The sequence below is a fragment of the Paenibacillus sp. LHD-117 genome (assembly GCF_030929555.1).
In the GTDB taxonomy this organism is placed as follows: Bacteria; Bacillota; Bacilli; order Paenibacillales; family Paenibacillaceae; genus Pristimantibacillus.
The window spans coordinates 18,853-31,903 of sequence record NZ_JAVFVT010000014.1 but is presented as its reverse complement, the minus strand read 5'-3'; the positions used below and the strand labels follow the sequence as shown (position 1 = coordinate 31,903).

At 53.2% G+C, this 13,051-nt stretch carries 10 protein-coding genes and 1 pseudogene; 4 read left to right on the top strand and 7 right to left on the bottom strand.

Annotated elements, in window-relative coordinates; all coding sequences use genetic code 11:
- Window positions 1–80: 80 nt before the first annotated feature.
- Entirely contained in the window at window positions 81–947 is an 867-nt protein-coding gene (locus tag RB620_RS12660; protein WP_308094813.1) for a sugar phosphate isomerase/epimerase family protein, read from the bottom strand.
- Window positions 948–1,146: 199 nt separating this feature from the next.
- Between RB620_RS12660 and RB620_RS12655 the strand changes: the two genes are divergently transcribed.
- The 3 genes from RB620_RS12655 (at window position 1,147) to RB620_RS12645 (ending at window position 1,933) form a co-directional block, all read left to right on the top strand.
- Window positions 1,147–1,362, top strand: a complete 216-nt coding sequence (locus RB620_RS12655) for a hypothetical protein (RefSeq protein ID WP_308094812.1) — start codon at window positions 1,147–1,149, stop codon at window positions 1,360–1,362.
- A 95-nt stretch (window positions 1,363–1,457) separates the two neighbouring features.
- A complete protein-coding gene (locus RB620_RS12650; protein ID WP_308095012.1) occupies window positions 1,458–1,616 on the top strand; it encodes a DUF3934 family protein in 159 nt (52 codons plus the stop codon).
- 14 nt (window positions 1,617–1,630) lie between these two features.
- Window positions 1,631–1,933, top strand: coding sequence for a hypothetical protein (locus RB620_RS12645; RefSeq protein ID WP_374121401.1), 303 nt, complete (start codon window positions 1,631–1,633; stop codon window positions 1,931–1,933).
- A gap of 47 nt (window positions 1,934–1,980) precedes the next feature.
- Here RB620_RS12645 and RB620_RS12640 read toward each other — a convergent pair whose 3' ends face one another.
- The 5 genes and pseudogenes from RB620_RS12640 to RB620_RS12620 form a co-directional block, all read right to left on the bottom strand.
- On the bottom strand, window positions 1,981–2,706 hold the full coding sequence (locus RB620_RS12640; RefSeq protein ID WP_308094810.1) for a type II toxin-antitoxin system prevent-host-death family antitoxin: 726 nt from the start codon (window positions 2,704–2,706) through the stop codon (window positions 1,981–1,983).
- Window positions 2,707–2,890: 184 nt separating this feature from the next.
- Complete coding sequence (locus tag RB620_RS12635) at window positions 2,891–3,928, bottom strand: glycoside hydrolase family 18 protein (RefSeq protein WP_308094809.1); 1,038 nt, start codon at window positions 3,926–3,928, stop codon at window positions 2,891–2,893.
- Window positions 3,925–6,579 (bottom strand): transglutaminase domain-containing protein, encoded by a 2,655-nt coding sequence (locus RB620_RS12630; RefSeq protein WP_308094808.1) that lies wholly within the window; start codon window positions 6,577–6,579, stop codon window positions 3,925–3,927. Before RB620_RS12630 ends, RB620_RS12635 begins: the two co-directional genes overlap by 4 nt.
- A 6-nt stretch (window positions 6,580–6,585) precedes the next feature.
- Window positions 6,586–7,607, bottom strand: a pseudogene (locus RB620_RS12625) (carbohydrate-binding family 9-like protein).
- Window positions 7,608–7,646: 39 nt separating this feature from the next.
- Window positions 7,647–8,933: an alpha-L-fucosidase gene (locus RB620_RS12620; RefSeq protein ID WP_308094806.1), complete on the bottom strand. Its 1,287-nt coding sequence runs from the start codon at window positions 8,931–8,933 to the stop codon at window positions 7,647–7,649.
- Between the two features lie 98 nt (window positions 8,934–9,031).
- Between RB620_RS12620 and RB620_RS12615 the strand changes: the two genes are divergently transcribed.
- Window positions 9,032–11,332 carry a helix-turn-helix domain-containing protein gene (locus tag RB620_RS12615; RefSeq protein ID WP_308094805.1) on the top strand — a complete coding sequence of 767 codons (2,301 nt, stop codon included), beginning with the start codon at window positions 9,032–9,034 and terminating at the stop codon, window positions 11,330–11,332.
- A gap of 79 nt (window positions 11,333–11,411) precedes the next feature.
- On the opposite strand, the gene RB620_RS12610 is transcribed toward RB620_RS12615, so the two are convergent.
- Window positions 11,412–13,031 (bottom strand): extracellular solute-binding protein, encoded by a 1,620-nt coding sequence (locus tag RB620_RS12610; protein ID WP_308094803.1) that lies wholly within the window; start codon window positions 13,029–13,031, stop codon window positions 11,412–11,414.
- Window positions 13,032–13,051: the final 20 nt, after the last annotated feature.

Genomic DNA, 13,051 nt, shown 5'->3' with positions numbered 1-13,051 from the left:
TGGTTGCTAGAAGGAATCCATACGTCTCCGCGCGCAAAAAAAAACGAGACATCCAAGATGCCCCGTCTTTCCCTATGCGCTTATAACAGCGACTTGATGTAGGCCAAGTTCTCGCGAAGCAGCGTTTCCGTCGGCGCCGAGCCGCTGAAGTCCTCGAAGCTTAGCCAACTGTTGTAGCCGATCGCTTTGAGGTCGGCCAGCATTTGCGGCCAATGGACGACGCCTTCGCTCAGCGCGCACCACGACGCTTGCCACAGCTTCTCGTGATCGCCGTAGCCGCCGCTAGGCACGGCTGCTGCGGTGCGGGCCCACGACGCGTTTTTTACATGGACATGTCCCAAATATTCGCCGAGCGCTTCCAGCCCCATTCGGTATTGCTCGAACCCTTCATGCACCATGTTGCCCGGATCGTAGATCACGCCGATGCGGGAGGCGTCGAATCCGTCCACCAATCTTCTCGCGAGCGTGGCGCTGCAAGCGATATTGCCGTGATGGACTTCGATGAGCCCTTTCACGCCGATCGAGCGGCTCATCTCTTCGACTTCGCCCAAGTAGTCTCTTGCTTCCTTAAACAAATCCCCGTAAGGACGGCTCCGGTCGTACATCGGGACGCCAACCCGAATCGACGGCGCGCCAAGCAGCTTGGCCGCTTTCATCGCCCGCTCCGTCGCTTCCAAGTCCCCGCTCTGAATATAAGCAGCCAAATTCGGCGTCTCGAGTCCGAGCGCATCCGTCCGAGCGCGAAGCGCGGACAGCTCCTCCACAGATGCGGAAGCATCTACAGTGGACAAGTTATTGCCCCAAAACGATGGCGCTTCCGTGCTCCTCGAAGGATCATTCCGCGTAAAACGCCATTCGACTCCGTCGTACCCGTATTCTTTGAGCAGCGTTAGCGTGCGTTCCGTCGTGCAATCCGGCATCATTACCGTAAATACGCCAAATTTCATGATTTTCATCCTCCCGTCCTATTGGTTTCATCTTAACATGCCGACAGGCGCTCCCACTTCCATATCCTTTGCCAGAATGGCGCTTAACCTTGACTGTGGTTGTTCATCGGAGGCGGATGAGGTAGACTAAAGGACTAGAGGATACATACCGGCTCCCGCTCCGACGAGGCGCCAATTCGAGCACGAAGGAGGGTTGGCCATGTCGCTCAACCGTAGATTATTAACCGACGCCGATTTCGAAGAGGCGCTGCAGAAGGGCACGCGGATCCGCGTATTCAAGGATAACCATATCGTGGACGCGAGCTCCGTTATTGTCCGATTCGACGAACGGACCGTCGTCACCCAGGCCAGCGTCAGCGATCTTATGTACCATAAGCGCGCCGAATGCGAATTTTTTGATTTAAGAAAACGATAAACTTGGCAAGAAGGTATACATGGCTTATTTCGGAGTAATAACATATAATGAAGCGAATGGTTTGAACATGGCAAGCAGAAGACGGAGTGATCCACCTGAGCAAAGCAAAAGGAAAAGGCGGAACGGGTCGAGGCACCGACAAAAAGGGCTGGAACCGCTGGCAAGCCGGCGCCCGGAAAGCCGCGAGCGCGCCCAAGCCATACAAAAGCAAAGGCACGAAAAAAGCATTACCGAAAGCGGGCACTGATACTTAATAAGGAGTGGTCATTTGAGAAGAAACAATTCGATGTCGTTCGACGATCTGCTGAAGGAACTGCAAGAGCAACGGGCGAATCCCGAGGAGCAAGCATCGCTTGGCAAGCTGTTTAACGAAGGTTTCATGAGCAAGTATTCCAATTGCAGAAGCATGCAGGAGTTTCTGGAAAAGGGCAACTTCCAGGCCTGGTCCACGGAAGATATGGCGCTCATTCCCGAGGAGCTGCTCAATCGCCACGTCGCGCGCGAAACGAAGTTCGCCGACTGGAAGTCGATGTTGGACAAGGCGACCACGGAGCTTGCCGGACAATCATAACGTAAAGATAGTCGAAGGTTTGTCTACGGACGAACGTTTGGCTTTTTTTATTCGAAGATATCGCTTAGCGCGATGCCGAGTCCTTCAAAATAAAAAGATTGGACACGATGTTCGGCGCTCCGGTCAAAGCCCTTGTTGTTGACGATGTCGCGATCCGCGAACTGATAGACGAAAATTTGCTCATTCATCGGATCAACGAGCCAATACTCTCTCACGCCGCATTGTTTGTACAAGTCGAGCTTCGTAACCAAATCCTTGCCTCTGGTCGAAGGGGATAATACCTCTACGGCCAGGACGGGAACCCCCGTATACTTGTCGCGCTTATCTCTGTTGTCCGGATCGCAAATCACGACGATATCCGGTTGAACGACGCAAATATTGTCTTCTTCCTTCGTTAACGTAATATCAAACGGCGAAGTAAGCGGGATACAGCTTTTTCCTTTAAAATAATTGTAGAAGGTGACAAATAATTCACCAACTGCGTGTTGGTGCTTATAAGTAGGCGACGCAAGATTGTAGACGACGCCGTCAATCAGCTCAAACCGCTGCTCCGAACCTTCCGACAACTCCAGAAACTGTTCGTAGGTTACCCAATCGCCGCTCGCTCTGTATAGCGCGGAGCTTTCCATCAATCGATCTCCGTTCCAATCATCGCAAGGAACAATTTTGGCGACATCCCTCCCGTTTTTCGTAACGATGATTTCCTCATTCGCCTCGACGAATTTCAAGTATTTGCCGAAATTATTTTGTACGTCCGTGGATGGAACTTTCATCGCGCGCACATCCTTTTAGCTAATATGTAGATATTATAATCCATATTAGCTATTTCATCAATCCAATATCATGCGTTTTAGCTAATAATAAGTTGCGTACACTCGGAAATGGCGACACAGGACCATCCTCCTGCATCGCCATTTCCTAAGCGTGCTGCCGCATCTGATTCAGCCCTAAAGCCCGCTACTCCTTAAGCCCTTCATACATCGCGTCGAGCAGCCGGTGCGTCCCGTCGCAGCCATACTCCCAAAACATCATGCCCGCTAATCCGCTGCGTTTAATATAGCCGCTTTTATGCTCTAGCGATTGTTCATCGTCATAGGATATAAAGCTGCTTCCGTTAAAGAGGTACGGCGCTTTGGCTTCGTTGTCCCAATAACGGACATACCCGTTCTTATCGATGTAATCTGCCGTGAGAGCGGTGAAATCCGGCCCATACCCGCCGGTGCTTCCGGCCATTTGGTGAAGCCCGTTGCCGATGTCCTGCACCTGATGCCAGACGCGGGAATAAAATGCCGCCCCGATGACGATTTTCTCCTTTGGCACGCCGGCGCGGATGAACAAGTTGACAGAGGCGTCAACGCTGATCCGGAACAAATCGCCGGTCGGCGTATACAGATTCGTATGGTGGCCCGTCAAAATTTGAAAGCCTCCGCGCATATCGTAGGTCATCAATTGGACAAAATCCAAGAACTGCTGGACTTGATCCATTTCCGTCCCGTCTACATAATATTGATCGGCGCCCGCGGCAATGGTAAGCAGGTAATGTCGGCTGTCTTGCGCCCCTTTACGGTCCAGGGCTTCCCGCATCGTCTTGAGAAGCAAAGTAAAGTTCGTCTTATCCTCGGCGCTTGACGCAATGCCTGCTTCCCCGTAGCAAGGGTATTCCCAATCCAAATCGATTCCGTCGAAAGGAAGATCGGCTAATACGCGAACCGCCGAAGACGCCATTGCCTTTCTTCCCTCTTCGGTCGACGCCGCCTCGGAGAAGCCGCCTGCGCTCCAGCCGCCGACGGACAACAAAATCGTAAGCTCGGGATGCTCGTTTTTGATCCTTTGCAGAAGATCCATATGCTTCAAATGCTCCGTCACAATTTCATCGCCGCGCACATGGCCGAAGGCTACATTCAAATGGGTTAACTTCAACAGATCTTCCTTCGTGATGTCAGGAAGCTTGGAATCGACGGCGTAACCCGCCACGATGTATTTCCGCTTCGTCATTGTTTATCACTCCGTTCAGTAGATTGCCGGCATAGGCCGGTTAATAACCGGTAAGCTTCCTTCCCCGTTCCGATCTTGTATCCGGATGCGGCGTAACGAATTTGGTCCTGGCCGTCCAGCACGAAGAGATGCGGGAAACCCGCTTCGCTGGCCGGCGGCTGGGATATAAAGCCCGGCAGCGCTGCGTAAGAGGAGTCCCGGACAAATTGGGCGCAAGGCGGCAGCTGCGGATAACGGGAAGGATCGAACGACGCGTCCCGCTCGGAATCGCCGACAACGAGAACGATCGGAGCGCCAAGCTCGGCAAAATCGTCGGCGAGCTCGCCGAGCTCGCGGATCAAATGTTTGGTCGGCTCGCGTTCCGGCTCGATCCAGGCTATGATGGCTCCGCTGTTGCCGATCAGCTCGCCCATCGTTTTGGCGGCGCCGTCCAGCATCGCGAGAGCTTGGCTCCTGTCCATCGTCCCAAGCACGGGACGGTCGAGCATGGCCTCGCGGAAGGTGAGCGGAATGTCCGTTTGTTCCCCGGCGCGCACCGCGAAATAAACAAAACGCGCCCGTACCGTGCCATCCTTCAGCCGTATGCCCGTCGTTAACCGGTACGAGCCCGGTTCAACCTCGAATGGTTCATCGTATACATCCGTTTTCCCGTAAGGATAGAACAGCGTTTTGTAGATGCCGTTCTCCAGCCGGGCAAACGTAAAGTTTTCGAAGTACGAAGCGGCCTGCGCTTCTGCCGAAGCCTCGCTGTCTCGAAGGAGCCGGAGCAGGCCGTTTTCCTTCTTCGCCGCCTGCAAAGGCTTCGTTCCCTGCGCGAATAACGCATCGCGCCAGCTTCCGTTACTCATAAATTGCGGCTTCTGCTCGCTCGGATGCAGTCGTGCCGGAATACCGAGGCTGCGACAGATCGCAACGAACAGAATATCCAAGGAAATCCGGTCCCCCTTCTTGAATTTAAAGGTGCCCGCCGGATTTCCCTTGCCCTTCAGGTTAGGGAGGTCCTCCCAAAGCTCCCACTCCTCATCCAACTTGCGGACAAGCGCGGAAGGATCTTCCCGGAACATGGCCGATTCCGCAGTGGTGAAATGATCTTGGAACAAACGCCTGTAAGGCACGATCATCTCATACAAAATACGTGGACAAAGGACATACCGGATAAATATTTCCTGCGGCAGCTCTCCTACTCCGCGCAGCGACAGCGCGCCGGTCAGATGATCGTCAAGCGCAGGGCGGAAGGTATCGACAAGATCCTTTTCGTTTAAGCTTTCCAGCAGCAACAGCGGCCACTCTCCATATTCGGAGGAGCGCTCCCGCAGGAAAGCGGCGATCTCGCGGCTGTTCCCGCGCGCCTTGCGCAGAACCTCCCATACCCGCTCCGGCGGAATGCCGGCTGCTCCGGCCAGCTCTAACGCCTCCTCCTCGTCCATGAAGGTACGTTCATAGCTGCTGCGAATAGTCGTGCCTTCTTCCAAACGGCTGTCGTGGCACAAAAGCTTCTCCTCGGAAAGCGGCTCTGCAGCCTCTCCGCTGCGTTCCGGCGGAGGCACCATGTCAAAGTCCGTCGTTCCGTCCGGCTGCTGCGTCCGGTCTAGCACAAGCTCGAAACGTCCGCCGCGAGCGGTGCCGATCTTGTCTTCTCCCCACCTGCCGTCCTTCACGGCTCGGATCAGCAATTCCCCGAAGCCTGTCTTAAACGAAGCTTCGCCCAGCGCGTTCGCCTTCAGAATCGCTATCGGATACATTTCAGCCATATTATACAGCTCGAAATAAACATCGGAGCCGCTGACCGGCCGGCCCTGCCCGTCCTTCACAAGGACGGTAATCATCCGGGTCGGTGCATAGCCTTCCAAAAGATTGATTTCCGTGAACCATTCGTCGGCAAGCGTAATGTCCTCGGGTCCTTCGTAATTGGCGAAAATGCGCGTGTTGATCAGCATTGCCCTCCGAGCAGGCGGACTGAACCAGCCTTGGTTCAGACGCGGCTCCGGCTCGCAGGCGCCGATGTAAAACCACTCTCCGTCGGCCCATGCTTCCACCCAAGCGTGATTATCGTCGCAATGCGCCCAGCGCGGCGTATACACTTGGCGTGCGGGAATGCCGATGCTGCGAAGCGCGGCAACCGCAAGCGTCGACTCCTCGCCGCAGCGCCCCCGCGCATTCCGGATCATCGTCAGCGGAGAAATCGTCCGCAGATCGCTGCCAATGTAGGCAGCCTTCTCATGGCACCAGTAGTTCGTTTCCAAAATCGCATCCGCCATCGACAATCGCTTCGTGCGGTCCGCCAGCTCGTTGTACAAAATGCCGCGGGAATCCTCGATATTCTCCGTATTGACCCGGTATGGCAGTACGAAATGCAGGAACAGATGATCGGGCACCCGCTCTCCCCAAGGCATCTGCCTCCGAATCTCCAGCGTCCGGCGCACATGGCTCAAAAATAAATGGCCGTCATAATCGGCCAAATCGTTGACCGGCATATACGCGAATAAAAACTTGAGCGCCCACGTCTCTTCTTCGGTCAGCTCTTGCCGAAAGACGCCGAACAGCTGCTCATCCGCTCTAGCTTCGGCGATCAGCTGCTTCTTGCGGAATTTGCGCTCGATCAGTTCCATCGCCTGCTGATCCAATGAGAATACGGAAGTTTGCATAGTCAATCGCAGTCACTCCTTCCACAGCTTACCGTCTTCTCTGATGCAGAAGCTGAACTTCCCATCCGTTGACGGTACCGTAATTTGAAATAGGGTGCGGGTCGTCTCAATGACCGGAGCAATGCTCCAGCATTCGCCCTCATTCGTTAACAACTTTAAATCGCTCGTAAAATGGCCATGGCTCGCATTGTAATTACGCTCGCGATAATACAGCTTGCGCAGCTCCCACTTTATACGTTCATCCGGCGGCAGCTCGAAAGATTCCGGGCCTTCTTCGTCCGCGAACACGACATAGCCCCATAACTCCGGATAATGCATATTGATCAGACCCATCGGAGACCACACCCAGTTGTCCTCCGGAAATGATTTTCCCGTATCCGGATTGACGACCTTGCGGAACTCGCCGTCCTGCACCTCTACGCGCCATTCGACGCGCGAGAAATTGACGCGCCAGAACTCTCCCTTCGCCGGTGGACGGCCTTCAGCCGCGCACTCGCGCAGGCTCCTCCACGGCATGGCCGCCTCTATGCTCCACTTCCTGTTCGCCGCGCCCGGCCGGTTCAGCTCGCCGTCGATGTGCACCGCCGTCCGCAATCCGTTAATGTCCCATCCGTTAACGGGAGGACCTCCCGGTAAGGCTTAATAAGCAGAAGATCCCAGACGGTGTTCAGCGCATTGATTTCGAACTCATAATAGTGATGGGTATCCCCGTCGGGATCGATAAAAATTTCAAAATCATTATCGTAAAAGATAACGGAATCCCTCTCCGTCAACGTCGCCCAAATCTGGTCTTCCATCAGCTCCGCCGCAAAATAAAAATAATCGTCGTCCCACAGCATTTTTACGCGGGTCTGTTTCGCGGGCTTCGGACGAAGATCGCCTTCGATATCGACGAAATCATCCGTCCAGTCCGCCGCTGCCCAAAACGGTTTATCGACTCGGCCGTCCAGAACAAGCTTCTCCGCCGCGCGGCGGCATAAATAATGTTTGGGAGCGTAATCGATAATCGGCTCCGGTACTCCGCTTAAATTCATGTAAGCCCCTCCGTCCCTTTCTGCATTGCTTATACGCTCCTAGTTATGCGTGACTACGGCGCCGGAGCCGCCGTACATCTCCAGCTCCCCGTCAAGTTCCAGCTTAAGGACGGTCACTTGAGGATGCGTATCTTCCGGCGTCATATGAATCCAGGTCGTTCCCGGTATGTTGAACCAAGGCACTCCGCCGTGAATTTCATGCACAAGCTCCTTGCCGGAATGCAGCACCGTAATTTTATGGATAGGATTGGTTAATCCTTTCAGGCACACATTCTCTTTCGGATCGTCATACACAAAGAGGTACAGCGTCTTTCTATCCTTCGAGACGGTGCTGCCGCCCAAATAATAACGGGGCATAATGCCTTCCTCTGTCCCGTACACCGCTTCTTCATGCGTACGGATCCATTCGCCGAGTCCAAGCAAAATATCCACTTGTCTCTGATCGACCGTCCCGTCTTCCATAGGCCCGATATCGAGCAGCATATTGCCGCCCATGGTAATGCAGTCGCAGAACATCCGGATGATTTGGCCCAGCGACTTGTATTTGTTATCCGTCCCGACATATCCCCAAGAGTTGTTGATGGTGGTGCAAAATTCCCAAGGCCCCTCCGGCCGCGTAATCGGAATTCCTTGCTCCGGCGTCTTGTAATCCCCGTAGCCTTGCAGACGCGAGTTGATGATAATGTCCGTGTTGAAGGATTGCAGGTACTGCTTGAACGCGGGCAAATTCCACTGCTCGGCGCTCCTCTCCCAATCCCCGTCGAACCAGAGCAAATCAACCTTGCCATAGTTCACCAAAAGCTCTCGCAGCTGATCATTGTTGAACTGCAGAAACTTCTTCCACTTCTCCTCATCCTGAATGCCGTCAACCGGACTTGAAAATCGATTCGCCTTGCTGGGATCGTCAGGCGCCTTGCCGCCTTCAAATACGCTCGGATAATCGGGATGCGACCAGTCAATCAACGAATAATAGAATCCGAGGCGAATCCCTCTTTTCGTAACGGCCTCCGCATATTCCTTGATCAGATCCCGCTTCGCCGGCGTCTTCTTCACAACGTTCAAGTCGCTGTATTTCGTATCCCAGAGGGCAACCCCGTCATGGTGTTTCGTCGTAAGAACGGCGTATTTGGCCCCTGACCGCTCGATAAGCTCCGCCCATTGGTCCGCGTCGAATTTCGATGCGGTAAAGCGCTCCAATTGCTTCATGTAATCCTCGTACGACATTTTCCCGTTATAGAAAGACCACGACTCGGCGACTCCGTCCACGGCATAAATGCCATAGTGAATAAATATACCGAGCTTTGCTTCCTCGAACCATTTCTGCATCTTTATTTCTCCTTTTGACCGCACTATGTCCAAATTGTGAATTTGTTGATATGATAAGGATCTACAAAACGAGCCCTCACCTAATAGGAGGCCAATCCATGAAATGGAACTACTTTCAATCCAAGCTATTTCTAAAATACATTTGGTCTTATTTGTTCATTTTGCTTATCCCGTTAGTGTTTATGACCCTATTCATCTACCAAAGCGCCGTCACCAATCTCCGTTCCGAAATCGAACAATCCCGTCTCGATCAATTAACGCAAACCAAAGTCATTATCGACGGCCGGATGAAGGAGCTCAGCGAAATTGCATCCCGCGTAGCCTACGACGTGAGGCTCACTCCCTATCGGATTCACGATCCTTACTACAGCAGCGAAGCCATTCAAGCGCTGGATCAATATAAAGCGACAAGCTCTATCATTGGCGAGATGTTCTTGTATCTTCATAAGGATGAAAAAATTTACTCTGCGCAAGGGATGTCGAGTCTCGACGTAATAACCGACACGTATCGCTTCCAAAGCTGGAATAAAGAAGCCTTTTTTCACGATTTGAACAATGTCAAGTTTCCGTCGATGCGTCCGGCCGACACCGTCATCCGCAATTCTTATTTGCAGGATTCGATGCTGGCGTATCTCGTTCCCATCACGCCCTTCAGCCCTAATCCGCACGGAACGGTGCTGTATCTGATCCAGGAATCCGAGCTCACGAGCTTAATCGATACGATTCTTGGCAATTACCAGGGACTGACTTATATTCTCGATAACGAGGGCCAAATCCTGGTCGACAACCGTCAAGGAGAAGCCCTAACGAATGCGGAGGCGAAATCCTTATTCGGTCTCTCTCCCGGCATTCACGATAAAATATTGCACGGCAAGCCGCACTCGATCGTATCCGTCACGTCGGAAAATAACGGATGGACGTATGTCACCGCCATGCCGAGCTCGCAATTTTTCAGCAGCGTCGTTCATGTCCGCAGCTTTATCGTCATGCTGTTCATCATCGTCGTGCTCGTCGGAGCCGCGATTGCGCTCGTGCTTGCCAGAATGCAGTACCAGCCGATCTCTACGCTGCTGGAATTTGCGAATTCCAAATCGAAGCCGGACCCTGCGACGGACAAGGCTGCCGCAGGCGGCAACGAGCTTGACCGGATCCGGACGGCGCTGCAGCAATACAGCTCGCGCGTAGATCTCCAGGAGCCGTACGCCCGCAATCATTTTCTGTCCATGCTGCTCAAATACGGCAACGCGCAAAGTCTTACGCCCGCGCTTCAAGAAGCCTTCGATCTTCAGTTCAACCGGACCCATCACTTCGTTATCGTAATCGGATGGGGCGAGATGGAGGATACGCAGAACGAGCGGCAGGAACGTCAGGAAATGATCGAGCTGCTTGCCCAGATCGAATTCCCGGAGCTGGAAGCTCATGCCTACGGCGTAGAGCTGGCTCAGCTCGATCAGCTTGCGCTCATTATCAGCTTCAACATGAATCAAACGGAGCAGACGCACGCGCCTATTCGTCAGCTTGTCGAAGCGGTCCGCAGCAATTTGCTCGAAACATTCGACGTCACGCCGGCAATTGGCGTAGGAACCTGTTACGCGAATCCGGATCAGCTGAATCAATCGTTTATCGAAGCATGCTCTGCATTCGAGCTGAGGGCATCCGGCGGCCATGGCACCGTCACCTATTTCGAGAAGCTGCACGATACGACGGATCACACATTCTGGATCCCGAACAACTCGCTCATCAAGCTCGCTCAAAGTCTGAAGCTGGGAAGCTATGACGTGGCTGCGCAAATGATCAGCCAGTCGCTGCGCAGCCTGCAATCATCCGAGCACTCCGCGCTGCTCAAACGGTGCATCTGCTTCGACATTTTAAATACGATGCTGAAAACAGCAGCCGAACTCGACATTCATAATTTGATACAGGAAATAGCGCCGAATATGATTTACACCCATTCGCTGGATGAAATGGAGAGCGGCTTCCTGAATCTCGCTTCCCGGATCTGCAGTCAAGTGGAGCGCAACAATCAGAAGGAAGAGCAATCCCAGATCGACCGGATCGTGTCCTATATCGACGAGCATTACACGGATCAATCGCTAAGTCTGGAGTCGATCGCCTTCGAGTTCGCGATTTCGCCTTCGCATGTCAGCCGGTCGTTCAAGGAAAAGACAGGCATCAACTTCATCCAGTATATTTGGCAGAAAAGGCTGGAAGAGGTGATGCGCCTTTTAAAAACGACGAACGCTCCGCTCAAAGACATCATTATCCGGGTCGGTTACTTGGATACGCCGAACTTTATCCGGAAGTTCAAGAAGGAAACCGGTCATACGCCGGGCCAGTACCGCAAGCTGTACGGAGAGAACGAGCAGGCCGGGGCGGCTTCCGATCCGGAGGACGAATAACGGAAACCCGGTCACGCTTACGCATGACCGGGTTTTCTCGCTTCTGCTTCATGCATGGGCTGATCTATTCGACTGTGTTCTATCTGTCGTAAGCGCTTTGATACAGCTCAGCGATACGGTCGCCGCCCATTTTTTTAATTTGCTCCACATATTTGTCCCAATTGGACAGCGATTCCTGGCCGGTTACGAACTTCGCTTCCATCTGCTTCACATACGTGTCCAGATCGGACAACAATGCGGATGCCTCCGTTTGCTCTTCATTCGTCAAGTAAACGTTGCGGAACGGCGCTTTGGCGATCGGCGTCAGCTTTTCCGCATTTTGTTTGTCGATCCATTCGTCGAACTCGTTGCGGAGTCCTACGGAAAGCTCGCTTGAGCTCATGCCCGGCGTCAGGATGCCATAGTTCGGCGTGATCGTTCCGCGGTATTCTTCACGGTCGCCGCCGCCCGGAACGGGAAGCCATTCTTTCTCGTGCGTTTCTTTGTTTTTATATTTCCACAGCAGGTTTTCCGGACCTTGATTGAACAAAGTCGCCCCTTCATAGCTGTACAGGTAATCCACCCAGCGCATGGTAGCTTCCGGATTTGGATTGCTGCTCGTGATGGCGAAGGTGCCGTTTGCGGAGATGCCCGGATGTTTGCCATAGACCGGCGATCCGGCAATTTCGCTTTTTACAGGCGTCATCAGCGGATGTTCTTCGCTCGGCTCGCCGCCTAACGTAAAGTAAGGGTGCCAGTCGGAGAACAAAGCGACTTGATTGTTTTTCCCTTTCGCCTTCTTCTGTTCGTCCGTCTGCGAGAACGCCTCATGGTCAAGCAGCTCCTCGTTCCAAAGACGGTTCAGGAATGTCAAATAGCTTTTGTAGCCTTCTTCTTGAGGCGTGTAATGCACTTTGCCTTCCTTATCGGCATAGTAGACCTCGTTGTAAATGCCCCAGAAGCCGAGGAAATACATCCGCAAATCGTCCAGCTTAACGGAGGTGAGCGGAATTTCATCCTTTTTCCCGTTCCCGTTCGGATCTTCTTCCTTAACGCGCTTCAGATAGGTGTACAGCTCGTCTGTCGTCTTAGGCTCCGATGCCCCGAGCGCATTCAAGAACTTGCCGTTATACCACAACGGTCCGCGGTACCATACGGCCGCCAGATCGACCGTCGGCAGCGCATAGATGTGGCCGTCCGGCGTTGTGAACGACTCTCGGATATCCGGATGATCGTCAAAAATTTTCTTGATGTTCGGCGCATAACCTTCATCAATGTATTTTTCAAGAGGAATAAGTACGCCTTGCGTGCCGTAGGTCACTTGTTCTGCCGGCTTAAGATCCGCTGCGTAGAACATGTCAGGCAAGTCGCCGCTGGCAAACACAAGATTTTTTTTCGTTGCAAAGCTGTCGAGAGGAGCGTTCTGGAATTCAAGCTTGATGCCCGATAATTTCTCCATCTCCTGCAGGACGGGCATTTTGTTCCAATCGGCAACGCCGACATCCTGCGACATCATCGTGAGCGTAATTGGCTCGCTGACAATTGGAAACCCTTCCTTGCTGACTCCTTCAGACGCTTCGGGTGTCGACGTTTCGGCAGCGGTATTGGTATTGCCGCCATTCGTCGTACCCTCTTCGTTCGGCGAGCCGCATGCCGCTGCTACTGAGGCGAGCAGCGTAAAACTTAGAAGAAGCGATGATGCTTTATGAAGCTTTTTCATCTTAAAACCCTCTCCTTTTT